Source organism: Actinomycetospora sp. NBC_00405, assembly GCF_036044095.1.
Taxonomy (GTDB): Bacteria; Actinomycetota; Actinomycetes; order Mycobacteriales; family Pseudonocardiaceae; genus Actinomycetospora; species Actinomycetospora callitridis.
The window spans coordinates 2,170,153-2,196,241 of record NZ_CP107938.1 but is presented as its reverse complement, the minus strand read 5'-3'; the positions used below and the strand labels follow the sequence as shown (position 1 = coordinate 2,196,241).

26 protein-coding genes and 1 pseudogene are annotated in these 26,089 nt (G+C 74.7%); 18 read left to right on the top strand and 9 right to left on the bottom strand.

Features of this window, described 5'->3' with window-relative positions; genetic code table 11:
• The first annotated feature begins 217 nt into the window (after nt 1-217).
• Nucleotides 218-814, top strand: a complete 597-nt coding sequence (locus OG774_RS10855) for a hypothetical protein (RefSeq protein ID WP_328309286.1) — start codon at nt 218-220, stop codon at nt 812-814.
• Between the two features lie 89 nt (nt 815-903).
• Here the strand turns inward: OG774_RS10855 and OG774_RS10850 are convergent, their stop codons facing one another.
• From OG774_RS10850 to OG774_RS10840, 3 genes are all read right to left on the bottom strand, one after another.
• Entirely contained in the window at nt 904-1,131 is a 228-nt protein-coding gene (locus OG774_RS10850; protein ID WP_328309284.1) for a hypothetical protein, read from the bottom strand.
• Nucleotides 1,128-1,820, bottom strand: coding sequence for a hypothetical protein (locus tag OG774_RS10845; RefSeq protein ID WP_328309282.1), 693 nt, complete (start codon nt 1,818-1,820; stop codon nt 1,128-1,130). The genes OG774_RS10850 and OG774_RS10845 overlap by 4 nt, the downstream gene beginning before the upstream one ends.
• 318 nt (nt 1,821-2,138) lie before the next feature.
• On the bottom strand, nt 2,139-2,795 hold the full coding sequence (locus OG774_RS10840; protein WP_328309280.1) for a GNAT family N-acetyltransferase: 657 nt from the start codon (nt 2,793-2,795) through the stop codon (nt 2,139-2,141).
• 37 nt (nt 2,796-2,832) lie between these two features.
• On the opposite strand from OG774_RS10840, the gene coaD reads away from it, so the two are divergent.
• From coaD to mutM, 6 genes are all read left to right on the top strand, one after another.
• Nucleotides 2,833-3,306, top strand: coding sequence for a pantetheine-phosphate adenylyltransferase (gene coaD / locus OG774_RS10835; protein WP_274193381.1), 474 nt, complete (start codon nt 2,833-2,835; stop codon nt 3,304-3,306).
• Between the two features lie 80 nt (nt 3,307-3,386).
• Entirely contained in the window at nt 3,387-4,148 is a 762-nt protein-coding gene (locus tag OG774_RS10830) for a DivIVA domain-containing protein (RefSeq protein ID WP_328309277.1), read from the top strand.
• A gap of 28 nt (nt 4,149-4,176) precedes the next feature.
• The gene (locus OG774_RS10825; RefSeq protein WP_328309276.1) at nt 4,177-4,767 is read left to right on the top strand and encodes a YceD family protein; all 591 of its coding nucleotides are present in this window, start codon (nt 4,177-4,179) and stop codon (nt 4,765-4,767) included.
• A gap of 16 nt (nt 4,768-4,783) precedes the next feature.
• Nucleotides 4,784-4,966, top strand: a complete 183-nt coding sequence (rpmF, locus tag OG774_RS10820) for a 50S ribosomal protein L32 (protein WP_274189568.1) — start codon at nt 4,784-4,786, stop codon at nt 4,964-4,966.
• 23 nt (nt 4,967-4,989) lie between these two features.
• The gene (gene rnc, locus OG774_RS10815; RefSeq protein ID WP_328309274.1) at nt 4,990-5,721 is read left to right on the top strand and encodes a ribonuclease III; all 732 of its coding nucleotides are present in this window, start codon (nt 4,990-4,992) and stop codon (nt 5,719-5,721) included.
• Nucleotides 5,714-6,577, top strand: coding sequence for a bifunctional DNA-formamidopyrimidine glycosylase/DNA-(apurinic or apyrimidinic site) lyase (mutM, locus tag OG774_RS10810; RefSeq protein WP_328309272.1), 864 nt, complete (start codon nt 5,714-5,716; stop codon nt 6,575-6,577). Before rnc ends, mutM begins: the two co-directional genes overlap by 8 nt.
• On the opposite strand, the gene OG774_RS10805 is transcribed toward mutM, so the two are convergent.
• Nucleotides 6,578-7,069, bottom strand: coding sequence for a DUF1059 domain-containing protein (locus OG774_RS10805; protein WP_328309270.1), 492 nt, complete (start codon nt 7,067-7,069; stop codon nt 6,578-6,580).
• Between the two features lie 172 nt (nt 7,070-7,241).
• On the opposite strand from OG774_RS10805, the gene OG774_RS10800 reads away from it, so the two are divergent.
• Nucleotides 7,242-7,775, top strand: a complete 534-nt coding sequence (locus OG774_RS10800; RefSeq protein ID WP_328309268.1) for a helix-turn-helix transcriptional regulator — start codon at nt 7,242-7,244, stop codon at nt 7,773-7,775.
• 4 nt (nt 7,776-7,779) lie between these two features.
• Here the strand turns inward: OG774_RS10800 and OG774_RS10795 are convergent, their stop codons facing one another.
• The gene (locus OG774_RS10795) at nt 7,780-7,992 is read right to left on the bottom strand and encodes a hypothetical protein (protein ID WP_328309266.1); all 213 of its coding nucleotides are present in this window, start codon (nt 7,990-7,992) and stop codon (nt 7,780-7,782) included.
• Nucleotides 7,993-8,086: 94 nt separating this feature from the next.
• Entirely contained in the window at nt 8,087-8,536 is a 450-nt protein-coding gene (locus OG774_RS10790; RefSeq protein WP_328309264.1) for an SRPBCC family protein, read from the bottom strand.
• Between the two features lie 135 nt (nt 8,537-8,671).
• Between OG774_RS10790 and smc the strand changes: the two are divergent.
• From smc to ffh, 8 genes and pseudogenes are all read left to right on the top strand, one after another.
• A pseudogene (gene smc, locus OG774_RS10785) lies at nt 8,672-12,429 on the top strand (chromosome segregation protein SMC).
• A gap of 148 nt (nt 12,430-12,577) precedes the next feature.
• Nucleotides 12,578-13,153 (top strand): hypothetical protein, encoded by a 576-nt coding sequence (locus OG774_RS10780; protein ID WP_328309262.1) that lies wholly within the window; start codon nt 12,578-12,580, stop codon nt 13,151-13,153.
• 157 nt (nt 13,154-13,310) lie between these two features.
• Nucleotides 13,311-15,032 carry a signal recognition particle-docking protein FtsY gene (gene ftsY, locus OG774_RS10775; RefSeq protein ID WP_442873972.1) on the top strand — a complete coding sequence of 574 codons (1,722 nt, stop codon included), beginning with the start codon at nt 13,311-13,313 and terminating at the stop codon, nt 15,030-15,032.
• 27 nt (nt 15,033-15,059) lie between these two features.
• Nucleotides 15,060-15,431 (top strand): VOC family protein, encoded by a 372-nt coding sequence (locus OG774_RS10770; protein ID WP_328309260.1) that lies wholly within the window; start codon nt 15,060-15,062, stop codon nt 15,429-15,431.
• 232 nt (nt 15,432-15,663) lie between these two features.
• Nucleotides 15,664-16,956, top strand: coding sequence for an ammonium transporter (locus OG774_RS10765; protein WP_328309258.1), 1,293 nt, complete (start codon nt 15,664-15,666; stop codon nt 16,954-16,956).
• A 5-nt stretch (nt 16,957-16,961) separates the two neighbouring features.
• On the top strand, nt 16,962-17,300 hold the full coding sequence (locus OG774_RS10760; protein ID WP_133824904.1) for a P-II family nitrogen regulator: 339 nt from the start codon (nt 16,962-16,964) through the stop codon (nt 17,298-17,300).
• 141 nt (nt 17,301-17,441) lie between these two features.
• Nucleotides 17,442-19,916, top strand: coding sequence for a [protein-PII] uridylyltransferase (locus OG774_RS10755; RefSeq protein ID WP_328309253.1), 2,475 nt, complete (start codon nt 17,442-17,444; stop codon nt 19,914-19,916).
• Nucleotides 19,917-20,030: 114 nt separating this feature from the next.
• Nucleotides 20,031-21,647, top strand: coding sequence for a signal recognition particle protein (gene ffh / locus OG774_RS10750; RefSeq protein ID WP_328309251.1), 1,617 nt, complete (start codon nt 20,031-20,033; stop codon nt 21,645-21,647).
• A 1-nt stretch (nt 21,648) separates the two neighbouring features.
• Here ffh and OG774_RS10745 read toward each other — a convergent pair whose 3' ends face one another.
• Together OG774_RS10745 and OG774_RS10740 are read right to left on the bottom strand one after the other, a co-directional pair.
• Nucleotides 21,649-22,059, bottom strand: a complete 411-nt coding sequence (locus OG774_RS10745; RefSeq protein ID WP_328309249.1) for an MmcQ/YjbR family DNA-binding protein — start codon at nt 22,057-22,059, stop codon at nt 21,649-21,651.
• A complete protein-coding gene (locus OG774_RS10740) occupies nt 22,056-22,520 on the bottom strand; it encodes a MarR family winged helix-turn-helix transcriptional regulator (RefSeq protein ID WP_328309247.1) in 465 nt (154 codons plus the stop codon). Before OG774_RS10740 ends, OG774_RS10745 begins: the two co-directional genes overlap by 4 nt.
• A gap of 107 nt (nt 22,521-22,627) precedes the next feature.
• Here OG774_RS10740 and OG774_RS10735 point away from each other — a divergent pair, with 107 nt between their 5' ends.
• Complete coding sequence (locus tag OG774_RS10735) at nt 22,628-23,461, top strand: FAD-dependent monooxygenase (RefSeq protein ID WP_328309244.1); 834 nt, start codon at nt 22,628-22,630, stop codon at nt 23,459-23,461.
• A gap of 20 nt (nt 23,462-23,481) precedes the next feature.
• Nucleotides 23,482-24,588 carry an amidohydrolase family protein gene (locus OG774_RS10730; RefSeq protein ID WP_328309242.1) on the top strand — a complete coding sequence of 369 codons (1,107 nt, stop codon included), beginning with the start codon at nt 23,482-23,484 and terminating at the stop codon, nt 24,586-24,588.
• Here the strand turns inward: OG774_RS10730 and OG774_RS10725 are convergent.
• Nucleotides 24,581-26,026, bottom strand: a complete 1,446-nt coding sequence (locus tag OG774_RS10725; protein ID WP_328309240.1) for an MFS transporter — start codon at nt 26,024-26,026, stop codon at nt 24,581-24,583. The genes OG774_RS10730 and OG774_RS10725 overlap by 8 nt on opposite strands.
• Nucleotides 26,027-26,089: the final 63 nt, after the last annotated feature.

Sequence of the window (26,089 nt, the reverse complement as noted above, 5' to 3'; positions counted from 1 at the left end):
TCGTCGGTCGCAGGCGCACGTCGGCGCAACGACGACACGATCGTCGGCGCACCGCCTCCCGGTGGTGGGGCGTACCGACTGCACCGCCCGGAGTCACTTCGGCCCGAACGTCGCCGACCCCGCATCGCGCACCTCCCGCCCGGGGACACCGGCCTCCCACGCGACGGGCCGACCCCCTCGACCCGCGCCCTGGCACCCCGGGAAGGACCCACCACCCATGACCGATGCGCTCATCGAATCGATCGACCTGCACGGGACCCTCGTCATCGGCGGACGGACCGTCCGCATCGACATCACGACCGACGAGCCCGCCGAGGACGCCGACCAGTTCGCCGACGTCGACGACGAGCTCGACGAGCTCGACGATGACGGCGTCGTCGACCTGGACGACGAGGACGCGGACGCGGATCTGGTCGAGGACGCCGACGCCGACGCCGACGCGGCGGAAGACGCCGCTGACGACGAGGACACGGCCGACGACACCGTTGAGGTCGGCGACGACGAGGTCGAGGACGAGCTCGACGAGGACGACGCCGTTGACGAGGACGACGCCGACGCCGAGGACGACGCCGTCGACGAGGACGACGAGGACGCCGAGGACGCCGAGGACGCCGAGGACGAGGACGCCGGCGACGCGTCCGCGGACACGACGTCCTCGCCGACGTCCCGGCGTCGTCGGGGGTCGGGTTCCGGCTCGCCGGAGTCGGCCCCGGCGCGGCCGCGGAAGCCGCGGTCGCCGAGCCGTCCCGAGACGGGGGAGACCGGGCGGGCCGCGGGCACGCGCCGGCGACGCACGACCGAGTCGGGGAGCTGAGGACCCCGCCCGGGCGGCCGGTCCCCGCACCGGCCGCCCGGGCCGTACTCTCAGGTGGCTACTCGACGGGGTGGCTACTCGGCGGGTGGCTACTCGGCGGGTGGCTCCTCGGCGGGCGGCTCGAGCCAGGACAGCATCGCGTGGTCGATGTGCACGTCCTCGTAGGTCACGTGCCGTTCGACCCGGTCCGGGAGATTGACCCGGTCGCTCCCCGACACCGAGGCGTCGATGCGGACCTCGGGGACCGCCTCGAACCGCAGCCGACGGGCCTGGACCCGGGCGCTGAACTCCACGTCCGGCTCGCGGTCCTCGCTCACGACGTCGCCCGGCGTGCGGGCCGCGCACGTGCCGTCGACGCGCGGCGGCGGGACCGTCCGCCACCCCCGCCCGACCCGTCCTCGGCCTCGGCGGAGGCGTCGGAGGAGTCGGAGGTGTCGGAGGAGCCGGACGCGCCGGAGGTGTCGCCGGTGCTGTCGCCGTCTTCCTCCGAGGACCCGCCGGTGACACTCTCGGCGGCGCCGGTGACGGCGCCGACCGCCTGTCCGCCGACCTGGGTCGCGTCGCCCACGGCCTCCCCGGCGCGGTCGGTGAGCTCGCCGGCGGCCTCGCCGACCTCGCCCGACAGCTGGCCGACGGCGTCCCCGGCCTGCCCCGCGACCTCACCGACGGCGTCGCCGGCCGCGCGCCCGAGCTGGCTCGTCGCCTCGCCGACGCCCGATCCGACCTCCTGCACGGCGTCCTGGGCGGCCCGCGCCACGGTCTCGAGGATCTGCGGGTTGCGGTCGATCGTGGTCAGGACGCGGTCGATGATCCCCGCGACCTCGTCGAGGCGGACCTTGAGCGTCGCCTCGGCCGAGACGCCGTCGATCTCCAGCGCGACGCGGCCGAGCTGGGCGTCGACACCGACGTTGAGCTTGAGCAGGTCGAGCACCTCGGCCTGCAGGGACACCCGCGCCCGGAGGTTCTCCACCTCGAGGCCGATGTGGTCCACCTCGAGCTTCGGCACGTCGAGGTAGACGTCCGGCCGGGACGCCCCCTCGTCGCTGCGGGACGTCCGGCCGCCCCGACGGCCGGTGCCGGGGTCGGGGCGCTCCTCGGCTGTGCTTCCCGACGCGGAGCCTCCCGACGTGGAGCCTCCCGACGAGGCCGATTTCGATGTCCGACGCTCACGGCGCGGAGTTCCTCCTGCGGTCATGGACCCTCCTCCTGGGTGTCGGAGGAGGGTGCTCGGCGATGACCTGCACGGAAACGGGCCCGGTCGGCCGTCGCGGGCCCTCCGGGCGCGACGCGTCGCTGGTCGGACCGGTCCAACCCCGTGCTCGGGCTAGGGCTCCAGCGCCGCGAGGAACGCGTCGACACCGTCGACCTCGACGTCGGGGAGCCGCCGGCGCCGCCAGGCCGCCGGGGTGAGCGAGGCGTGCACCTCGACGACGCCGTCGGCCCCGCGGATCTCCCCGGTCTCGCGGTAGCCCAGACGCTTCGACACCGCACGGGACGCGGCGTTCTCGCGGGCCGCGGCCGTCACCGCCCGCTGGACGCCGAGGTGTGCGAAGGCGAGCTCGAGCAGCATCGCCCGGCAGCGTCGCCCGAGCCCGCGGCCCTGGTCGGTGCGCGCGATCCACGCCCGCGTGTCGACCACCCGCTCGCCGGGCCACCGCGGCGCGCCCAGCCCGACGACGCCGACGGCGCGGCCGCCCGACACCACGGCGAAGGGCACGAGCCAGCCCGCGGGGGAGGGACGCACGCGCAGCGACCAGTGGAAGCGCAGGAAGCGGTCGACGGCGTCCGCGTCCCCGGTGGGCCAGGTGAGGAAGTGCTCCTCACCGTCGTCGACCACCCCGCCCGGCTCGCCGACGATCGCGGCCAGCTCGAAGAGCTCGACGTCGGTGGGCGGGACGAGCACGAGGCCCGCGTGCGCCAGCCGCAGGCCGAACTGCGGGTACACCGCCGCGAGGTCCGCGCGGAGCATCTCGTCGTCCACGCACCCGATCCTGCCGGTTCTGCCATGATCCGCACCCATGGCGATCGCGGTCTGCCCCGGCTCGTTCGACCCCGTCACGCTCGGGCACGCCGACGTCGTGGCGCGCGCGGCCGCGCTGTTCGACGAGGTGGTCGTGGCGGTGGCGATCAACCCCGCGAAGAAGGGCCTGTTCAGCGTCGACGAGCGGCGCGACCTGCTGGCGACGGCCCTGGACGGCCTGGACAACGTGCGCACCGACGCGTTCGAGGGGCTCGTCGTCGATTACTGCCGCAGCATCGGCGCCGCGACGATGGTCAAGGGCCTGCGGTCGGCCACCGACCTCGGGTTCGAGGAGCCGATGGCGCAGATGAACCGTCACCTCACCGGGGTCGACTCGGTCTTCCTCATCACCGACCCCGCCCACTCCTTCGTCTCCAGCTCGCTGGTGAAGGAGGTCGCGCGCGGGGGCGGCGACATCAGCGCGTTCCTGCACCCCGAGGTGCACCGGCGCCTGCTCGAACGCCTGGGCTGAGGCGGGGCCGGCCGCGACGACACGCCGGGCAGGCGGCTGAATTCCGGGCCGCCGGCCCCCGTGGCGGCAGACTCCACGACGTGTACCGCGTGTTCGAAGCTCTCGACGAGCTCGTGACCCTCTGCGAGGAGGCGCGCGGGCTGCCCATGACCACCAGCTGCGTGGTGCCCCGCGGCGACGTGCTCGAGCTGCTCGACGACGTCCGTGAGGCCATCCCCGGGGAGCTCGACGACGCGCAGGATGTCCTCGACCACCGCGACAAGATCATCGCGGAGGCGACCGAGGAGGCCGAGACGGCCCGGGCCGACGCCCGCACCGAGGCCGACCGGATGCTGGCCGAGGCGCGCGAGCAGGCCCAGCAGATGATCGCGGAGGCCGAGCACGAGGCCGAGCGCACCGTCGGACGCGGGCGCCGCGAGTACGCCGAGCTGACCGAGCGCGCCGAGGCCGAGGCCGAGCGCATGAGCGAGGCCGGGCGCCAGAACTACGAGCGCGCGGTGGCCGAGGGCCGCACCGAGCAGGCGCGTCTCGTCGACGCCCACGAGGTGACCCGCGCCGCCCACGTCGAGGCCGAGCGTCTCGTCGACGCGGCCACCGACGAGGCCGATCGCCGCCGCTCCGAGTGCGACCACTACGTCGACGGCACGCTCGCCGACTTCTCCGAGACGCTCGAGTCGGTGCTCGACACCGTCGGGCGCCACCGCCACCAGCTGCGCATGAGCACCCCCGCCGGCTCGGCGGGGAGTGGCCCGTCGCGCGGTCGCGAGGAGGACGAGCCCGAGGTGCGCGACGAGCCCCGCGAGGGCCGGCGCTTCCGGTGGAGCGAGCGGCTGGGCGCCTGATCGCCCTCGCGTAGACTCGTCGGTCGAGATGACAGGCGAGAAGAAGCACCCCGAATCCACCGTCGACGCCGCGAGCCCGTGGGTGGTCGACGTCGCGCGCGAGCTCCTGCGCCGGCCCGGCCAGATGAAGCCGCTGCGCCGGGACGTCGCCGCGCCCGAGGGGTTCGGGCTCGAGATGATCGGCGTGCCCGTGGGCGAGCCGATCCACCTCGACCTGCGCCTGGAGTCGGTGATGGAGGGCGTGCTCGCCTCCGGGACGGTGCAGACCGACGTCGTCGGCGAGTGCTCGCGGTGCCTCGAGTCGTTCACCGACCACGTCGACGTGGATCTCACCGAGCTCTACGCCTACCCGGACTCGGTCACCGACGACACGGCCGACGAGGACGAGGTCAGCCGGATCGTCGACGAGCGCATCGACCTCGAGCCTGCGGTCCGCGACGCGGTCCTGCTCGAGCTGCCGGTGACCCCGCTCTGCCGCGAGGACTGCCCCGGCGTCGAGTCTTCGGACCCGGAGGCGTGGGCCTTCGTCCCGGCCGGAGAGGCTCGTGAGACAATCGATCCTCGCTGGGCCGCGCTTCAGGAGAAGTACGGCGGCGCCGGCCGTAGTACCGAGAACTAGAGGAGAGCTGACCACCGTGGCCGTCCCGAAGCGCCGGATGTCGCGCGCGAACACCCACGCCCGCCGCTCGCAGTGGAAGGCGTCCGTGCCGCAGCTGGTGGCGTGCCAGAACAAGGCGTGCGCGAAGCCGAAGCCGCCGCACGTGGCGTGCCCGAACTGCGGCCAGTACGCCGGTCGCCGGGCCGTCACCCCGGCCTGAGGGCCGCGTACGCGGTGACGGCGATGAGCGCGGAGCCGGTGGAACCCCTGGTCGAGTCCGACACCTCGACGCTCGGTGAGGTCCTGCAGGTCGATCTCAGCCCCGAGCTGGTCGAGCTCGCCCTGACCCACCGCTCGTACGCCTACGAGCACGGTGGGCTGCCCACCAACGAGCGCCTCGAGTTCCTGGGTGACGCCGTGCTCGGCATCATCGTCACCGAGCGGCTCTACCGCGAGCACCCGGATCTGCCCGAGGGTCAGCTCGCGAAGCTGCGTGCCAGCGTCGTCAACATGCACGCGCTCGCCGGCGTGGCCCGCGAGCTGGGCCTCGGCGAACGCCTGTACCTGGGTCGCGGCGAGGAGCTCACCGGCGGCCGCGACAAGCCGAGCATCCTCGGCGACGCCGTCGAGGCCGTGCTCGGCGCGGTGCACCTCCAGCACGGCATCGAGACCTCGCGCACGCTCGTCGAGCGCCTGTTCGGCGAGCTGCTGCGCACGGCGCCGCTGCTGGGCGCCGGCCTCGACTGGAAGACCAGCCTCCAGGAGCTCACCGCGGCCCGGGATCTCGGCGTGCCCGAGTACCGGATGACCGACGAGGGTCCCGACCACCTCAAGGAGTTCACCGCGACGGTCGTCGTGGCGGGCGAGGAGCTGGGCAGCGGGATCGGGCGGACGAAGAAGGACGCCGAGCAGAAGGCCGCACGCACCGCCTACCAGCACCTCGAAGGCGGGGGCGAGCCCTCCAGCGGTGCCTGAGCTCCCCGAGGTCGAGGTCGTCCGGCGGGGTCTCGCCGACCACTTGACCGGCCGGCGGGTGAGCGACGTCGAGGTCTTCCACCCCCGCTCGGTTCGCCGCCAGGCCGGCGGCGCCGCGGAGCTGGTCGACCGACTGAAGGACCGCCGCCTGAACGCGGTGCGGCGGCGCGGCAAGTACCTGTGGATCGAGCTCGGCGATGCCGAGGCGGCGCTGCTCGCGCACCTCGGCATGAGCGGCCAGATGCTGGTCCAGCCCGCCGAGCGGCCCGACGAGAAGCACCTGCGCATCCGGGTGCGCTTCGACGACGACGGGCCTGAGCTACGCTTCGTCGACCAGCGGACCTTCGGCGGCCTCACCGTCACCGACGTCACGGGTCCCGAGGACCTGCCCGTGCCCGTGGCGCACATCGGGCGCGACCCGATGGACCCCGCGTTCGACGCCGAGGCCGCGGTCGGGGGCCTGCGCCGCCGGCGCACCGGTCTCAAGCGCGCGCTGCTGGACCAGACGCTGGTGTCGGGGATCGGCAACATCTACGCCGACGAGTCGCTGTGGCGCGCGAAGCTGCACTACGAGCGCCCCACCGCGACGCTGACGCGTCCCGAGGGCCGGCGCGTGCTGACGGCCGCGCGCGAGGTGATGGACGAGGCGCTGGCCGCCGGCGGCACCTCGTTCGACGCGCTCTACGTCGACGTGCACGGCGACTCCGGCTACTTCGACCGGGCGCTGGCCGTCTACGGGCAGGCCGACCGCCCGTGCCCCCGCTGCGGGACGCCGGTGGCGCGGGCGCCGTTCATGAACCGGTCGTCGTACTGGTGCCCGACCTGCCAGCCGCGTCCGCGTCGCCGGCACGCCTGATCAGGACGGCTCCGTCCGCACGACGTCGAGGTCGTGGAACGTCGGAGGTGCGTCGCAGAGGGCCCGCATCTTCTCGGCGAAGGCCGTGGTCACCGGGTGGTCGGAGTTGCGACGGGCGTCCTCGACACTGTCGAACGCCACGACCTGGAGGTAGGAGTCCGCGCGGTCCCGCTCCCGGCCGAGCACCATCCACCCGGCGGCCCGTTCGGCGCCGATGTCGGCCATCCAGCCGTCCATCAACGCGTCCATCTCGTCGTAGGACCGCGTGTTGAACTCGATGACCTGCACGAACGCTCCCGGTCCGGTCGCCTGCGGCGCGTCGCGCAGGCCACTGCGGAGCCCGCTGCGCAGCTCCTCGCCGTCGGTGTGGCCGTGCACGGCGACGGCGTGGGCGGCGCCGGCCTCGAGGACCTCGTCCGCCTCGCCGGTCAGGGTGAGCGAGCACCCGCTCTCGCTGGGCATCTCGCGGCAATCGAGCATCTTGCGCGGCATGACGGTTCTCCTCGGCTGGACACGAACGGCGGTCGGACCAGTGAAGACCCCTGCGGTGCGCGTCTCGATACGGAAGCTTCCGTAGGCCGGACGAGTGACCCGTGGCCGAACGGTGCTGGTGCGGGGCCGCGAAGCGGTCGACACTCGGTGACCCGCCGACGGGAGCCGAGCCATGACACCGGAGCGCGCGCTGTCCGCGGCCCTCGACCTCGCCGCGGGCGCGGCCGCCGTGCTCTCCGTGCGCGACCTGGACGCGGTCGTGTGGCCCCGGTTGGCGGCGCTGGTCGGGAGCGACGGCCTGGCCGTGACCGGGTTCGACGGCGCTGTGCTGTCCTGGCCGCCGGGCGGGGGGCCGGGCGGGCGCCACCAGATGGCCGCGGTGCTCGGGCACGGTCCCGCGCGGGCCCGCGTCGCGCTCGTCCGCGCCGACCGGGCGTTCACCGACCGCGAGCTCGCCCTGCTCGGCCTCGTACGCCCGCACCTCGCGGACGCCCTCTGGCGCGCCGCCCACGAGCCGGAGCCGTGCCCGCTCACCGCGCGGCAGCGCGCGGTCCTCGCCGGGGTGGCGCGGGGCGCCACGGACCGCGCGATCGCCCACGATCTCGGCATCAGTCGCCGGACCGTCGGCAAGCACCTCGAGAACGCCTACGCGGCTCTCGGCGTGCACGACCGCACGTCGGCGGCTCTGCTCGTGGGGACCCGGTAGCGGATCAGCCCTCGCCGCGCAGCGAGCGCCGGATCTCCTCGAGCTTGTCGCGGGCGTCGCTGTCGTGCTTCGCCTCGCGCTCGGCGCGGTCCTGGCCCTCGGGGCTCTCGGAGACCAGCTCCTCGTAGCCCGCGGCCGTGGTCGCCCGGCGCTCGATCGTCTCGCGGACGTGCTCGAACGTGGGGACGCCGTCCTCGGTGTATCCCGGCTCGGTCACGTCGTCGAGCGTAGCTCCCCCGGACCGCGAGCGGAGACGCATCGGGCCCCGCATCGCAGCGCGACGCGGGGCCCGGACGACGGAGCGGGGAGGCTCAGACGTTCTGCGAGGAACGCTCCATGAGCTGCTTGAACTCCTCGAGCGCCTTCTCGATCTTCTTCTGCGGGTCGGCGAACAGCTTTGCGACGGCGTCGCCCGCGGAGCCGCCGGGGGTCTGCACGTGGAGGCTGACCTCGACGCCGGTGGAGTCACCGTGGGGGTCGAAACGGACCGCACCGCCGGTCTCGACGTGGTTGTTGCTCTCCTCGAGCGACTTCCACGCGATCTTGCGGTCGGTCTCCTCGTCGATGATCTTGGCGTCCCACTCGACGGTCTTGCCGAGGGGGCCGTCGACGACCCAGTGCGTCACGTCCGCCGAGCCGTCCTTGGGGTCGACCGACCTCACGTCGTCCATGATCTGCGGCAGGTTGGTCAGCGGACGCCACCACTGGTAGCACTGGGCAGCCGGGGCGTTGATCTCGAGGTAGTGCGTTGCGGTTGCCATGTCACCCGGGTCACCGATGGTCCTCGCCCGTAAACGGTGGGTGACCGCACTGACCTCCGACGTTTCGGGTGGTCCGTCCCCCTGTCGGGCCCCGCGGGTAGCGTCCCGGCACACCGGCGGGGGAGGGACGTCCGCGTGCACCTGAAGAGCCTGACGCTCAAGGGCTTCAAGTCCTTCGCGTCCTCGACGACGCTGCGCTTCGAGCCGGGCATCACGTGCGTGGTCGGGCCCAACGGGTCGGGCAAGTCCAACGTGGTCGACGCGATCAGCTGGGTGCTCGGCGAGCAGGGGGCCAAGGCGCTGCGCGGCGGCAAGATGGAGGACGTCATCTTCGCCGGCACCTCGGGGCGCGCCCCGCTGGGCCGCGCCGAGGTCACGCTGACCATCGACAACTCCGACGGCGCGCTCCCCATCTCCTACGCCGAGGTGTCGATCACCCGGCGCGTGTTCCGCTCCGGCGCGGGCGAGTACGAGATCAACGGCAGCAGCTGCCGCCTGCTCGACGTCCAGGAGCTCCTCTCGGACTCCGGCATCGGCCGCGAGCTGCACGTGCTCGTCGGCCAGGGCCAGCTCGACGCGATCCTGCAGTCGCGGCCCGAGGAGCGGCGGGCGTTCATCGAGGAGGCCGCGGGCGTCCTCAAGCACCGCAAGCGCAAGGAGAAGGCGCTCCGCAAGCTCGAGGCGATGCAGGCGAACCTCACGCGCCTGTCCGACCTCACCACCGAGCTCCGTCGCCAGCTCAAGCCGCTGGGCCGGCAGGCCGAGATCGCCCGGCGCGCCCAGACCATCCAGGCCGACCTGCGCGACGCCCGCCTGCGCCTGGCCGCCGACGACCTGGTGACCCTGCGCGATCAGATCGAGCGCGAGCAGGCCGACGAGGACGCCGCCCGGGCCCGGCGCGACGAGACCGAGCGCGCGCTGGCCGAGGTGGGCGAGCGGGTCGCGGCGCTCGAGGCCGCGGTCGAGGCCGCGACGCCGGCGCACACCCGTGCCCAGGAGGGCTGGTACCGCCTCTCGGCGCTGCAGGAGCGCCTGCGCGGCACCGTCGCGCTCGCCGCCGAGCGCCACCGTCACGTCGCGACGGCCCAGGACGCGCCCACCGGCCCGGACCCCGACGACCTCGAGCGCCAGGCCGACGAGGCCGCGGGGCACGAGGCGACGCTCGAGGAGGAGGTCGCCGAGGCCCGCGCGATCCTCGAGGGCCATGCGGAGCAGCGCGAGACCGCCGAGGACGCGCTCACCACCGCCGAGCGCCGCCTCGCCGCGGCCACCCGCGCCGCCGCCGACCGCCGCGAGGGCGTGGCGCGCCTGGCCGGGCAGGTCGAGACGCTGCGCGGGCGCCTGGCCTCCTCCACCGAGGAGCTCACGCAGATCGCGTCGTCGCTCACCGAGGCCCACGAGCGCGCCGGGGCCGCCCGCGAGGAGCTCGCCGCGGCCGAGGAGGAGTCCGGTCCGGCGACGGCGGACCACGACGACGAGGCCCCCGGAGCCGTGGTCGACGACCCGGACGCCCCCGACCCCGAGGCCGCGCTCGACGCCGCCGTCGAGCGCCACGAGGCGGCGCGCGCCGAGGTCGACCGCGCCGGCGCGGCCCACCGCGACGCCGAGCGCGACCGCGCGCACTGGCAGGCCCGCACCGACGCCCTCGCGCTCGGCCTCACCCGGCGCGACGGCGCCGGCGCGCTGCTCGGCGCGTCCGACCGGGTGCCCGGGGTGCTCGGGTCGGTGGCCGCGCTGCTGCGGGTGACGCCGGGTCACGAGGACGCGGTCACCGCGGCGCTGGGCCTGGCCGCGGACGCGGTGGCGGTGACGGGCACCGACGCCGCCGCCGACGCGCTCGCCGAGCTGCACGCCGCGGAGGGAGGGCGGGCGGGGCTGCTGGTCGCCGGGAGACGAAGCGAAGCGGGGGTCGACCCGAGAATCGGGGGAGGGGCGGCCGAGGCGTCCCCGGGCGATCCGCCCGCCGGTGCCCGCTGGGCCGCCGACCTCGTCCGCGCCCCCGACGACCTCGCCGGCGCCGTCGCCCGCGTCCTCGCCGGCACGGTGGTCGTCGACGACCTCGCCGCCGCCCGCACGGTCGTCCGCGACCACCCCCACCTGCGGGCGGTGACGCGCGCCGGCGACCTCCTCGGCGCCGACTGGGCGGAGGGCGGCCCGTCGGGCAACCAGAGCCTGCTGGAGATGCAGGCGGCCGCGGACGAGGCGGGCGACCGGCTCGCCGCCGCCGACCGCCGCATCCGCGAGGTCGACGCCGGCCTCGAGGCCGCCAAGGAGGCCGAGTCGGCGGCACGCGCCGAGGTCGGCGTCGCCCGCCAGGTCCGCGACGACCGTCGTCGCGCCGACACCGAGGCCCGCCGGGCCGCCGACGCCCGCCGCGCCGCCGACGACGCCGCCCGCGCCGAGGCCGCTCGGCGCCTGGGCCGGCTCACCGAGACCGTGCGCGGCGCGGAGGCCGAGGCCCAGCGCCTCACCGAGCGTCAGGCGGCCGTCGAGAGGGCCCGTGACGAGCGGCGCGCCGAGCTCGACGAGCTCACCGAGCGCCTGGCGATGGCCCAGGACGAGGCCGCCGACGACGCGGCAGGCGCCGACGCCGACGACCACGCCGCCGAGCGCGACGCGGCGTCCGCCGCCCTGACGGCCGCCCGCTCGGTCGAGGTCGACGCCCGGCTCGCCCTGCGCACCGCCGAGGAGCGGCTGCGCGCGGTCACCGGGCGCGCCGAGGGTCTGCGCCGCCGCGCGGCGGGGAGCGCGAGCAGCGCGCGCGGGCGCAGGAGCGGGCCCGCGCCCGGGCCCGGGCCGCGGCGCTCACCGAGGAGGCGGTGCGGCACGGGCGCGACGCCCTGGAGCGGCTCGAGGTCTCGCTCGCCCGTGCGGCGGAGGCCCGCGACGCGGCGGCCTCGGTGCGCACGGCCCGTGCCGGCGAGCTCGAGACCGCCCGCGAGCGCCAGCGGGAGCTCCAGGCGGGCCTCGAACGTCTCACGAACGCGGTGCACCGCGACGAGGTCGTCCGCGCCGAGCAGCGCACCCGGCTGCAGCAGATGGAGTCCGGGATCGGCGAGCGCTTCGGCATCGGACTCGACGACCTGGTCGGCGAGTACGGCCCGGACGTGCCGATCCCGCCGCCCGCGGGCGAGGTGGCCGAGGTCGAGGCGGCCCGGGAGCGCGGCGAGCAGGTCGTCATGCCGCCGTCCGAGCCCTTCGACCGCGCCACGCAGCAGCGCCGGGCCACCCGTGCGGAGAAGGAGCTGGGCACACTCGGGAAGGTCAACCCGCTCGCCCTGGAGGAGTACGCGGCGCTCGAGGAGCGCTACCGGTTCCTGTCGACGCAGCTCGAGGACGTCAAGAACAGCCGACGCGACCTCCTCGAGGTCGTCTCGCAGGTCGACGCCACGATCCTCGACGTCTTCGCGGGCGCCTTCGCCGACGTCGCCCGCGAGTTCGAGGCCGTGTTCCCGGTGCTGTTCCCGGGCGGCGACGGCCGGCTCGTGCTCACCGATCCCGACGACCTGTTGGCCACCGGCGTCGAGGTCGAGGCCCGCCCGCCCGGCAAGAAGGTCAAGCGGCTCTCGCTGCTCTCCGGCGGGGAGAAGTCCCTGACGGCGGTCGCGATGCTCGTGGCGATCTTCCGCGCCCGACCCTCGCCGTTCTACGTGCTCGACGAGGTCGAGGCCGCGCTGGACGACGCCAACCTCCGCCGGCTGATCGGCCTGCTCGCCGAGCTCCGCCGCAGCTCCCAGCTGGTGATCATCACGCACCAGAAGCCGACGATGGAGATCGCCGACGCCCTGTACGGCGTGAGCATGCGCGGTGACGGCATCACCGCGGTCATCTCGCAGCGCCTGCGTGGGGCCGACGCCCCCGGCCCGTTCGCGGAGACTCCCACTCCGACCTGACCACGTTCTGTGCCTCGAGGTCGCACTGTGTAGTCGAAGACGCCCGGTTCGGGCGAGCGGGACGACGCCCCCGTGGGCTCCCCGCGGGCGCGAGGCGCCTCTACCGTGCTGGTCAGAGGGCTGACGACGGGGGGCGGACATGACGGCGGTGCGACACGGTCCAACCCACCCGGCCCACGCCGCCCCCGCCGGCGCCCCGGTGCTGTCGCCCGTCCCCGAACCCGTGCCGGACGGACCGAGCACCGGCCGGCACGCCCGTGTCGGGTCCGGCGTCCCGTCCGGTCCGCTCGTGCGCCTGCGGACCGTCGTCCCCGCACCCGAGCCGGCGCCGGAGCCCAGCGGCCGCCTGGTGATCGACAGCTCGTACTGCCGCCTCAGCCCGCACCTCGGCGCCCGCAAGGTCGCGGTGAGCGTCGACGGCCTGCCCTGGCGGTTCGCCTGGGGACGCACCCCGATCGACCTGCCGGCGGGACGCCACCTCGTGGAGATCGAGGTCGAGGGCGGGCGGAACGGCTGGGGCCATGTCGCCGACGCCGTGCCGGTCGCCGCCGGCCACACCGTCGAGGTGTTCTACCGGGCGCCCGCGCTGCCGCGGCTCGCCGGCTCGCTCGGCCCGGCCCGGCAGCGCACCGCCGGCCTCCCCGTGTGCGCGGCGCTCCTCGCCCTCGGGGGTCTGGCGGTGCTCGCGCTGCTCGTCGCCGCGCTCGTGCTGCTCGTCGCCTGACCGCGCCGCGGGGAGTCGCGGTCGTCCGCCCCGCGGCAAGTGACCCCGTGCTGGAGACGCTTCGGTTTTCGAAGCGTCCTCAGCGTGGGCGACGACCCTCGGGCCCGGGTGACCCGGCGGCGCGCCGCCACCACGCCCGGCTGGGAGACTGAGCGTCGTGTCGTTCCGGAGCTCGCCGTTGACCTCCCTGCCCGACCCGACCTCGCCCGACCATGTGTCGCACGCGGTGCTCGCGGCCGGGACCGGGACCCTGCCGCCCGGCGTTCTCGCCGCGATCGTGGCCGCGGCCGTGGTCGTGCTCCTGCTCATCGTCCTGGGCATCGGCCTCTACCTGCGCCGACGCCGGCGGGTCTCCCTGGCCGAGCAGGAGGAGGAGGCCGCCAAGCCGAGCAAGGGCACCTACCAGGCCGGCGGCGGGTTCAACTTCAGCGCGGGCAGCGGCACGTCCACCCTCGCCCCGCCCCGTCCCGAGCCGACGCCCGAGCCGACCCCCGAGCCGACCCCCGAGCCGACCCCCGAGCCGACCCCCGAGCCGACCCCCGAGCCGACGCCGGAACCCGCCGACCCCGGGCAACGCCTCGACACCGCGGGCCCCCAGGCCACGGCGCCGGAGGCCGCCCCGGACCTCGACACGGACACGGACACCGACACCGACACCGGCTCGACGGGCCCGGGTGTCACCGTCGAGCCCGGCGTCGCCGGCCCCCAGGCCACCGCGCCCCCGGAGGCCGCCGAGGCCGAGGCCGCCCAGCCGGAGACCCTCGAGCCCGAGACCGTCGGGCCCGTGGCCGTCGAGCCGGCCACGGCCGAGCCCGAGACCGCCGAACCGTCCACCACCACCGCGGACACCACCACCGCGGACACCACCACCGCGGACACCACCACCGCGGACACCACCGAGACCGTCGCGCCGCCCACCGGTGCGACGGTCGCCCCGGCGGCGCCGACCGAGGAGATCCCGTCGGCGGAGGGTCGGCTGGAGCGCCTGCGCGGGCGGCTGGGCCGGTCGCGCTCGACGCTCGGGCAGGGCCTGCTCGGTCTGCTCGGCGCGGGCGACCTGGACGAGGACTCGTGGGAGGAGGTCGAGGACACGCTGCTCATGGCCGACCTCGGCTCGTCGACCACGCAGGAGATCGTCGCCAAGCTGCGCGAGCGCATCGCGTCTCGGGGCGTCCGGACCCCCGACCAGGCCCGCGAGCTGCTCCGCGAGGTCCTCATCGAGTCCCTGGGCCCGGACATGGAGCGCTCGGTGCGCGCGCTGTCCCACGACGGGCGGCCCGCCGTGGTGCTCGTGGCCGGGGTCAACGGCACGGGGAAGACCACGACGACCGGCAAGCTCGCCCGGGTCCTCGTCGGCAGCGGGCACGTCGTGCTCCTCGGCGCCGCCGACACGTTCCGCGCCGCCGCGGCCGAGCAGCTCGCGACCTGGGGCGAGCGCGCCGGTGCGGAGACCGTGCGTGGCAAGGAGGGCGCCGACCCCGCCAGCGTCGCCTTCGACGCCGTCAAGCGCGGCACCGACTCCGGGGTCGACGCCGTCCTGCTGGACACCGCGGGCCGCCTGCACACCAAGACCGGGCTGATGGACGAGCTGGGCAAGGTCAAGCGGGTCGTCGAGCGCCAGGCCGAGGTCGACGAGGTCCTGCTCGTCCTCGACGCGACCACCGGCCAGAACGGGCTGACCCAGGCGCGGGTGTTCGGCGAGGTCGTCGACGTCACCGGCGTCGTGCTGACCAAGCTCGACGGCACCGCGAAGGGCGGCATCGTGTTCCAGGTGCAGCGTGAGCTGGGCGTCCCGGTCAAGCTCGTCGGCCTCGGCGAGGGCCCGGACGACCTCGCGCCCTTCGAGCCCGAGGCGTTCGTGGACGCGCTCCTGCGCTGACGGTCCCCGCCCCTAGCCTCCGGGGGCATGACCGGCATCGCACGCCTGCAGCTGACCGTCCTCGACACCCCCGAGCCGATGGCGCTCGCGCGCTTCTACTCGCGGCTCGTGGGGCTCCCCGTCGCCGAGTCCGAGACCGACCACGACTGGGTGGAGCTCGACGGCGGCGGCGGGCCGTCCCTCGCCTTCCAGCTCGCCCCGGAGAAGAAGGCCCCGGCGTGGCCGCAGGAGGGCGCGCTCCAGTCCCACCTCGACCTCGAGGTCGACGATCTCGACGCGGGCGAGGCGGCCGTGCTCGAGGCGGGTGCGACGAAGCACGAGCACCAGCCGGGGGAGTCGTTCCGCGTCTTCCTCGACCCCGAGGGCAACCCGTTCTGCCTCGTCCGGAGCGCGCAGTAGACCGGTCGGGGACGTCGTGATCGCGGAGCGTCATGACCGAGGTCTCACCGGGACCCGTCACGACGCCCGGGAAACATGAACGTCACATCGAACGGACCCGTGTTAACTGCGGTGAAACGGAACGCGCCGCTGCGCGAAACACGCGCTCTCCATTCTCGCTCTTCGAAACCGGTCTCACCGCGACGAAGGGAATCTGCTGACCGTGGAACTCGACAGCGGAACGATCGCCTGGATGTTGACCAGCACGGCGCTGGTCCTGCTCATGACGCCGGGCCTGGCGCTGTTCTACGGCGGCCAGGCTCGCTCGAAGAGCGTCCTCAACATGATGATGATGGTGTTCAGCACGACCGCCACCGTGGGCGTGCTGTGGGTCATCTTCGGCTACTCGATGTCGTTCGGCGACGACGTGGGTGGCGGCCTCCTCGGCAACCCCGGCCAGTACTTCATGCTCTCGAGCCTGCTGTCCGAGACGGTGCAGACCGACGGCCTGCCCGACATCGCCTTCGTGGCCTTCCAGGCCATGTTCGCGATCCTGACGGTCGGCCTCATCGCCGGTGCCGCCGCGGACCGCATGAAGTTCAACTCGTGGATGGTCTTCTCCATCCTCTGGGCGACGCTGGTCTACTTCCCGGTCGCGCACTGGGTGTTCGACCTCGACGCCGGCTGGATCGCCAACGGCATCGGCGCGGTGGACTTCGCCGGTGGTACGGCCGTCCACATCAACGCCGGTACCGCCGCCCTGGTGCTCTGCATCGTGCTGGGCAGGCGCCGTGGCTGGCCGCGTGAGGCCATGCGCCCGCACAACCTGACGATGGTCATGCTCGGCGCCGGTCTGCTGTGGTTCGGCTGGTTCGGCTTCAACGCCGGCTCGGCCGCCGTGGCGAACTACTCCGCCGCCTACGCGTTCCTGAACACCGTGGTCGCCACCTGCACCGCCATCTGCGGCTGGCTGATCATCGAGCAGATTCGCGACGGCAAGGCCACCTCCCTCGGCGCCGCCTCGGGCATCGTCGCCGGCCTCGTCGCCATCACCCCGGCCTGTGCCGCGGTGACCCCGCTCGGCGCCATGGCCATCGGCTTCATCGCCGGCATCGGCTGCGCCTACGCCGTCGGCCTCAAGTACAAGCTGGGCTTCGACGACTCGTTCGACGTGGTGGGCGTCCACCTCGTCGGCGGTCTGCTCGGCACGCTGCTCATCGGCTTCTTCGCCTGGGACGGCTCCCCGGCCGAGGCCACGGGCGTCTTCTACGGCGGCGGCTGGGGCCAGCTCGGCATCCAGGCCATCGCCGCGATCGCCGTGATCGCCTACTCGGGCATCGTCACCGCGATCATCGCTCTGATCATCAAGGCGGTCATGGGCCTGCGCGTCGAGGACGACAGCGAGGCCGCGGGCGTCGACGAGGGCGAGCACGCCGAGTCGGGCTACGACTTCTCGAGCCTGCGCAGCGGTGGCAGCTTCGGGTCGTCGCACTCCACACTGTCCGCCCCGACGCAGGTCACCGCGACTGCCGGTAAGGAGGGCTGAACGAGATGAAGATGGTGACGGCGATCATCAAGCCGTTCGTGCTGGAGGACGTCAAGGGGGCCCTCGAGCAGCTGGGGGTCCTGGGTATGACCGTCAGCGAGGTCCAGGGCTACGGCCGCCAGAAGGGCCACACCGAGGTCTACCGGGGTGCCGAGTACTCCGTGGACTTCGTCCCGAAGGTCCGCATCGAGGTCGTCACCGACGACACCGCCGCGGAGAAGGTCGTCGACGCGATCGCCGAGACCGCCCGCACCGGCAAGATCGGTGACGGGAAGGTCTGGGTGACCCCGGTCGAGACCGTGGTGCGCGTGCGCACCGGCGAGCGCGGGGCCGACGCCCTGTAACCGCCGGACGACGACGCCGGGCCCCCGCCACGGGGACCCGGCGTCGTCGTCACCCGCGTGCTCGGTGGGACCCGCCCGTTTCCCGGTGCGGGGCACGAACGGAGGCCGCCGTCGAGCGCGCCGGAGAGGACGTGGGGGCGGATGGCGACGGACGCGCAGCGGAGCGGGACCGGACCCTCGGGCACCGACGCGCGGATCGGCACCCCGAGCGGCCACGGCGACGCCTCGGACCTGGTCCGGGCGCGGGACGCGCTGCTCGACCCGCCGCCGGGGGCGCGGCGCCTGGGACCGGGCGCGCTGCGCGAGGCGTTCGTGGAACTGCACGACTTCTGGCTCTCCTCGCGCGCCGCGTCGGTGGGCGTGGGGGAGGGCTCGGCGCTGGTGGCGGTCGGTGCCCTCGGGCGCCGGGAGCTCGCGCCGCACTCCGATCTCGACCTCGTGCTGGTGCACGACGGGCGCGGCCGGCGGGGGGACAAGGAGCGCATCTCCCGCGTCGCGGACGCGCTCTGGTACCCGCTCTGGGACGCCGGGATCGGGCTGGACCACTCGGTGCGCACGGTGGGCGAGGCCATCGAGGTCGCCACCACCGACCTGCGGGTGGCGCTGGGCCTGCTCGAGGTCCGCCACCTCGCGGGCGACCCGGACCTCGCCGAGCGCCTGGCCGCCACGGCCCGTCAGGCGTGGCGCGCGGGCATCCGGAACCGCTTCGACGACCTCGTCGCGACCACGGCGACGCGCTGGGAGCGCTCGGGCGAGGTCGCGCACCGCATCGAGCCCGACCTCAAGAACGGCCACGGGGGTCTGCGCGACATCCAGCTGCTCGACGCGCTCTCCGCGGCGCAGCTGGTGGACCGACCCACCGTCGACGTCCAGGACGCGCGGCGCCTGATGCTCGACCTGCGCGTGGAGCTGCACCGCCGGGCCGGCCGGGCCCGCGACGTGATGCAGGCGGAGGACGCCCACGAGGTCGTGTCGGCCGCCGCGGGCGATCTCGGCGTCACCGACCGATTCGACCTCGCGCGCGCCCTGTCCGGCGCGGCGCGCACCGTCGTCTTCGCCACGGACACCGCCCTGCGCTCGGCGCGCTCCGCGCTGCCGCGCCGGGGTCTGGCCGCGCTGCGCCGCCCGCCGGCGCGCCGGCCGCTCGACGACGGGGTGGTCGAGCACGCGGGTGAGGTGGTCCTCGCCCGCGACGCGCAGGTCTCGCGCGACCCGGCCCTGGTGCTCCGCCTCGCGGCGACGGCGGCGCGCACCCAGCTGCCGATCGCCGCGGGCACCCTGCACCGCCTCGCGGACGCCGCGCCGGAGCTGCGCGAGCCGTGGCCGCGCGCAGCGCTGAGCGAGCTCCTGGCCCTGCTCGGCGCCGGCGAGGGCACCGTCGACGTCATCGAGGCCCTGGACCGCACCGGGCTGTGGGGCCGGCTGTTCCCCGAGTGGGGCGCGGTGCGCGACCTGCCCCCGCGGGACCGCTCGCACGTCTGGACCGTCGACCGCCACCTCGTCGAGGTCACCCGCCGCGCCGCGGAGCTGACGACGCAGGTGTCACGCCCCGACCTCCTGCTGCTCGGCGCGCTGGTGCACGACATCGGCAAGGGCCGCGACGAGGACCACTCCGAGGTCGGCGAGCGCCTCGCCCGCCACATCGGGCGGCGCCTCGGCCTGTGGCCCGCGGACGTGGAGACGCTCGCCGCGATGGTGCGTCACCACCTGCTCCTGCCGCACACCGCCTCGCGCCGCGACCCGGAGGACCCGGCGACCGTCGAGCGCGTCGTCGAGACCCTGGGCGCCGACCCCGTCCTGCTCGAGCTGCTGCACGCCCTCGCCGAGGCCGACTCGCTCGGCACCGGCCCGGGGGTCTGGACGTCGTGGCGGGCGACGCTGATGGGCGACCTGGTGCGCCGCTGCCGTGTCGTCATGTCCGGGGGACCGGTGCCCGGGCCGTCGCCGCTGTCCGACGAGGCGATCGCCCTGGCCCACGCGGTGTCCGACAGCGGGCGCCCGGAGGTCTCGATCTCCGGGGAGGGCGACCTGACGACGATCACCATGACCGTCGCCGCGCCGGACCGACCGGGCCTGCTCTCGCGCGCCGCCGGCGTGCTGGCGCTGCACTCCCTGCAGGTGCACACCGCCGACCTCGGGGAGCACGACGGCGTCGCGGTCGACGCGTTCACCGTCTCGCCGCGCTTCGGGCGCCTGCCTGAGGCGTCGCTGCTGCGCGAGGACCTCGTCCGCGTGCTGCGGGGCTCGCTCGACCTGCCCGCCCGCCTCGAGGCCAAGGAGCGCGACTACGACCGGCCGGGCCCCGCGCCCGCACCGAGCCGGGTCGTGTGGTTCGACGACGAGGCGACGGGCGCGGTGGTGCTCGAGCTGCGCACCAGCGACCGCATCGGCCTGCTGCACCGCGTGGCCGCGGTGCTCGAGGAGCAGGAGCTCGACGTCCGGTGGGCGCGGGTGTCGACGCTGGGCACCTCGGTGCTCGACGCGTTCTGCCTCGAGACCGCGGAGCACCAGGGCCTCGACACGGAGCGCCGCCGCAAGGTGGAGGAGGTCGTGCTGGCCGCCGCCGCGACCGGGCCCTCGACCCGGCCCTCGACCCCCACGCCGCCCGCGGGCTGAGCCCGGGATCGGCTGGCAGCGGTCGGACCGTCCCGGGCCGCCGGTTAGGGTTGTGACGAGGACGCCGGGTCGCACAACGGGCCGCGGCGCGCGATTCCGGGAGTGGGTCCAACCGTGTTCGACACCCTGTCCGACCGTCTCACGTCGGTCCTGTCCGACCTGCGCGGCAAGGGCCGGCTCTCCGAGAACGACATCGACACCACGTCGCGCGAGATCCGCATCGCGCTGCTCGAGGCCGACGTCGCGCTGCCGGTGGTGCGCGCGTTCGTGCGGAAGGTCAAGGAGCGGGCCCTCGGCGCCGAGGTCTCCGAGGCGCTGAACCCCGCCCAGCAGGTCGTCAAGATCGTCAACGAGGAGCTCGTCGGCATCCTCGGCGGGGAGACCCGCCGGCTGCGGTTCGCCAAGAACCCGCCGACGGTGATCATGCTCGCCGGCCTGCAGGGCTCCGGTAAGACGACGCTCGCGGGCAAGCTCGCGCACTGGCTCAAGGGCCAGGGCCACACCCCGATGCTCGCGGCCTGCGACCTCCAGCGCCCGAACGCGGTGAACCAGCTCCAGATCGTTGGCGAGCGCGCCGGCGTCGAGGTGTTCGCCCCCGAGCCCGGCAACGGCGTCGGCGACCCCGTGGACGTCGCCCGCCGGGCCGTCGCCGACGCGAAGAGCCGCCAGTACGACGTGCTCGTCGTCGATACCGCGGGCCGTCTCGGTGTCGACGAGGAGCTGATGCGCCAGGCCGCGGACATCCGCGACGCCGTCACCCCGGACGAGATCCTGTTCGTCCTCGACGCGATGGTCGGTCAGGACGCGGTCACGACCGCCGAGTCCTTCCGCGACGGGGTCGGGTTCTCCGGCGTCGTGCTCACCAAGCTCGACGGCGACGCCCGTGGTGGCGCCGCACTGTCGGTCCGCGAGGTGACCGGGCAGCCGATCCTCTTCGCCTCCAACGGCGAGAAGCTCGACGAGTTCGACGTCTTCCACCCCGACCGGATGGCCTCGCGCATCCTCGGCATGGGCGACGTGCTCACCCTCATCGAGCAGGCCGAGCAGGCCTTCGAGGAGGGCCAGGCCGAGGCCGCCGCCGCGAAGATGGGCTCCGGCGAGCTCACCCTCGAGGACTTCCTCGAGCAGATGATGGCCGTCCGCAAGATGGGCCCGATCGCGAACGTCCTGGGGATGCTCCCCGGCGCCGCGCAGATGAAGGACCAGCTCTCCGGGCTCGACGAGAAGCACCTCGACCGTGTCCAGGCGATCATCCGCGGCATGACCCCGGCCGAGCGGGCCGACCCGAAGATCATCAACGGGTCGCGCAGGCTGCGCATCGCCAACGGCTCCGGCGTCGGCGTCACCGACGTCAACCAGCTCGTGGAGCGGTTCTTCGAGGCCCGCAAGATGATGAAGAACATGGCCGGCCAGTTCGGCCTGCCCGGCATGGGTGGCGGCCGCAAGGGCAAGCGCCAGGCGGCGAAGGCGGGCAAGCAGGTCCGCAAGGGCCCGAAGTCGATGCCCGCGATCGCCGGCATCGCCTCGGAGAGCGCCGGTCAGTCGGCGGACCGCGGCGAGCGCTCCGTCGGCAGCTACCAGACCCCGGGCCTCAACCAGCTCCCGCCGGCCCTGGCGGGCATGAACGAGCTCCCGGCGGGCTTCGACCCGGGCGCGCTGAGCTTCCCCGGCGCGGGCGGTGGCGAGGGCTCGCGCAGCTCGAAGAAGGGCAACAAGAAGAAGCGCAAGTAGTTCAGCGCTGCTGCGCGGCGAGCCAGCGCTCCCGCCGGCGGTTCGAGGCGCGCGCCAGCCAGGCGTCCTGGACGATCTCGGTGAGCTCGTCGCGCGAGAGCCGCGGCAGGTCCACCGCGCGCAGCAGCACCGAGAGGTGCCCGTCGAAGTGGGGCGTGGTGAAGAACGGGCTGGACGGGTCGCGCACGAGGGCGTCCTTGTCCTCCTCCGACTCGACCCAGAACATGATCACGTCGGTGTACCTCTCACCGGTCACGGGGTCGGCGGCGTCGGGCCGGGGCGTCCGGAAGAACACGAACGACTTCCCGCCGACCTGGTAGACGGCGTTGCCCTTCGGTCCCTCGACCACCGTCACGTGGGGCACGCCGAGGGCCAGGGCGTGCACGTCGTCGACGCCGGGGGAGTCGCTCACGGCGTCGCCAGCCGGGCGGCGATGTCGTCGACGAGCCGGCCCAGGAGCAGTCCCAGCGTCCGCTGGTCCTCGGCGGACCACTCGGCCATCGCGTCGGTGAAGAACCCGAACACCGTCTGCACGTAGCGGTCGGCGGCGGCCGCGCCCTCGTCGGTCAGCTCGACGAGTCGGGCGCGCTGGTCGTCGGGGTCGGTGACGCGGTGGACCATGCCGCGCTGCTCCAGGCCGGTGACCGTCCGCGTCACGTGCGGCCCGGCCACCTGCTGGTTCTCGGCGATCTCGCCGATCCGCATCGGTCGGGCCGCGAGACGCAGCGCCGTGAGCACCCCGATGCCGGGCCGGTCGAGTGCGGCCCCGGCCGCCCGCTGGGCGTCCTCGATCACCGGGCTGCGGGTGAGCACGGCGGAGAGCCGGGTCAGGCGGGGCAGCAGCTCGCCGAGCAGATCGGACTCCGGGGGCACGAGAGCTCCTCGTCAGATACCTACGTTAGGTATATGATTGGCCAGGATCGAACGAGGTCGAGGACGTCGTCCGTCGCGAGAAAGATACCAAACGTAGGTAAAGGAGTGTGTCATGCCGACATCACGGGTGCTCGTCTCCGGGGCTGGACGACGACGGCGACGGGGTCGACGTGACGTTCACCGGCGGCGGCCGCCGACGCTTCGACCTCGTCGTCGGGACCGACGGGCTGCACTCGGCCACCCGCGCGCTCGCGTTCGGGCCCGAGGAGCAGTTCCACCGCTACCTCGGATACTGCTTCGCCGGCTGGACGATGCCGAACTCCTTCGGCATGTCCCACGAGGGCACCCTCTGGAGCGTGCCCGGCCGCGGCGCGGTGATCTACGCCGTCGGCGACACCGACCAGGTGCACGGCTTCCTCAGCTTCACCCGCGAGACTCCGCCGTTCGAGGCCTTCCGCGACCCGCGCACCCAGCGCGACCTCGTCGCCGCGCGGTTCGCCGGGGACGACGTGTGGGAGGTGCCGGCCCTCGTCGCCGGGATGCGGGCGGCGGACGACGTGTTCTTCGACGTCGTGAGCCAGATCCGCATGCCGCACTGGTCGACGGGCCGGGTCGGGCTGGTCGGCGACGCGGCCCACGCGCCGTCGTTCCTGTCCGGGCAGGGCTCCAGCCTGGCGCTCGTCGGCGCGTACGTGCTCGCCGGGGAGCTCGCGGCGGCCCCGACGCCCCGCGAGGGCTTCGCGCGCTACGAGCGCAGGCTGCGCGACTTCGTGACGCGGAACCAGGCGCTGGCCGACGGCGGGCAGACCGTGATCGTCCCGCGTACCGAGGAGGACATCGTCCGGCGCGACGCGGCGCTGCGGGGCTCGGGGAGCCTCGTCGCGGACGGGGGCCGCCCGGAGCACTCCGCCCTCGCGCTGCCGACCTACGCGGCGGCCTGAGCGTCGCTACCCTCCCCGGCATGTCGTCGCCGACCTCTCCGGGACCCCTGCACCTGCGCGGCGTGCTGCTCGACGGCACCGCCGAGGGCGAACGGGTCGGCGAGCTGTGGGTCACCGCCGAGGGCCGGATCAGCCTCGACCCGGTGCCCGACGCGCCGACGGTGGCCGACGGGGCCTGGATCCTGCCGGGTCTCGTCGACGCCCACTGCCACGTCGGTATCGGGCCCGACGGCCCCGTCGACCTCGAGGAGGCCCGCGCGCAGGGGCACACCGACGCCGCCTCCGGGGCGCTGCTCCTGCGCGACTGCGGCACCCCGGTCGACACCCGCCCGCTGGACGACGACCCGCGGATGCCCGAGATCGTCCGGGCCGGCCGCCACCTCGCCCGGCCCAAGCGCTACATCCGGGGCCTGCCGATCGAGGCGGACTCCCCGGAGGAGCTGCCGGCGCTGGTCGCCGAGCAGGCCCGCTCCAACCCGTGGGTGAAGCTCGTCGGCGACTGGATCGAGCGCGAGGAGGGCGACCTCGCCCCGCTGTGGCCCGAGGACGTCCTGAAGGCGGCCATGGACGCCGCGCACGCCGAGGGCGCACGGGTCACGGCCCACGTGTTCGGGGAGGACGCGCTGCCCGGGCTGATCGGGGCCGGCATCGACGGCATCGAGCACGGCACCGGTCTCACCGACACCACGATCGCGATGATGGTCGAGCGCGGGACGGTGCTGGTGCCGACGCTGATCAACGTCGAGAACTTCCCGGCCTTCGCCGACGCGGCCGGCGAGAAGTTCCCGCGCTACGGCACGCACATGCGCGAGCTGCACGCCCGCGCCTCGGCCACGGTCGCGTCGGCGATCGAGGCCGGCGTGCCCGTCTTCGCCGGCACCGACGCCGGCGGCGGGATCGTGCACGGCCGCATCGTCGACGAGATCGCGGCCCTGGCGCAGGTGGGTCTCGGTCCCGCCCGCGCGCTCGAGGCGGCCTGCGGTGCCGCGCGCGACTGGCTGCGTCGTCCGGGCCTCGTGGACGGCGCGCCCGCCGACCTCGTCGTCGTCGACCGCGACCCGCGCGTCGACACCGACGCCCTCCGCGAGCCGTCGCTGGTGCTGCGGGCGGGCACGAGCCTCAGGTGAGCGAGCTGCGAGCGGGCAGCCGCCGCGACAGCAGGATCGCGACGACGAGGACGCCGCCGACGACGAGCAGCGCGTCGGAGAACGCCCCGCCCGCGCCGTCGTGCAGCGGGTTCCACGAGCCGGTCCCGGCGCTGGTGCGGGCCGCGAGCACCGTGCCGAGCACCGCGGCGCCCGTGCCGCCGCCGAGGAAGAACGCGCCCTGGTAGAGGCCGAGGCCGACGCCCGCGTGCTCGGTGGGCACGGCGGCGGCCACGGCGTTGATCAGCGGTGACGTGATCGACGCGAGGCCGACCCCGAGCGCGAACGTCACCCCGGACAGGAGCACGGCCGACCCGCCGGCCGCCGTCGAGAGCGTCAGCGCGGCCGCGGCGAGGATGCCCAGGCCGATGCCCACCAGCCGGCGCGGGCCGAGGCGGTCGGAGAGCCGCCCGGCGGGCGAGGAGAGCAGGGCGACGGCGAGCGCCCCGGGCAGCAGCACGAGTCCCACCTGCCCGACACCGAGCCCGTTGACCGTCGCGACGAGCAGCGGCACCAGCAGGATCGTGCCGAGGTAGCCGAACATCCCGAGGAACCCGACGCCCACGGCGTTGACGAACGGGCCGTGGGTGAGCAGGGCCGGCGGCACGAACGGCCGCGGCGTGCGGCGGATGCGGACGACGAACCCGGCCGCGAGCAGCACGGCCGCGAGCGCCGCGCCCCAGGACGACGCCGCCCCGAAGCCCACCTGCTGGCCGCGCGTGAGCCCGAAGAGCCCGAGGCCCACGGCCGCCCCGAGCAGGACGCCGCCGATCAGGTCGATCTGGCGCCACGTGGCGTCGGCGTCCGGGCGCCCGTCGGGCAGGACCCGCGGCGCGAGGAAGAGCAGCGGCGTGATCAGCAACGCGGCACCGAGGAACGGCCACCGCCACCCGGCGACCTCGGCGACGAACCCCGCGAGCGGCGGGCCGAGCGCCTGCCCCGCACCGACGCCGGTGCCGACGATCCCGAAGCCGAACCCCCGGCGTCCCGGCGGCAGCGCCCGGGCGATGGCCACCGAGCCCAGCGCCGGCACCGCCGCGCTGCCCCCGCCCTGCAGGACGCGGCCGACGAGGTGCCAGCCGATGTCGGGCGCGAGCCCGGCGAGCAGCGAGCCGGCGATGAACACCGCGAGCCCGAACGCGAACACCCGCCGGACCCCGAAGACGTCGGCGACCCGGCCGTAGAGCGGGGTCGTCACCGCGAACGTCAGCGAGAACGCCGTGACGACCCAGGCGAGGCCGCCGGGGGAGGCCACGAAGTCCCGGCCGATCTCCGGTACCAGGACCAGCACCATGCTGTTGGCGAGCACGGCGACGGTGACCGAGACCAGCAGCACCCCGAGCAGCAGGCCGACGCGGACCGGCGGGTCCGCACCCTCGGGCGGGGAGGGCTCGACCGTCGCCGGTCGTTGATCGGTCATGGGCACAGCCTGCGCCCTCGATCACGCTCCAGGTCAAGGGACCGTCCGTCCTAGGCTGCGGGG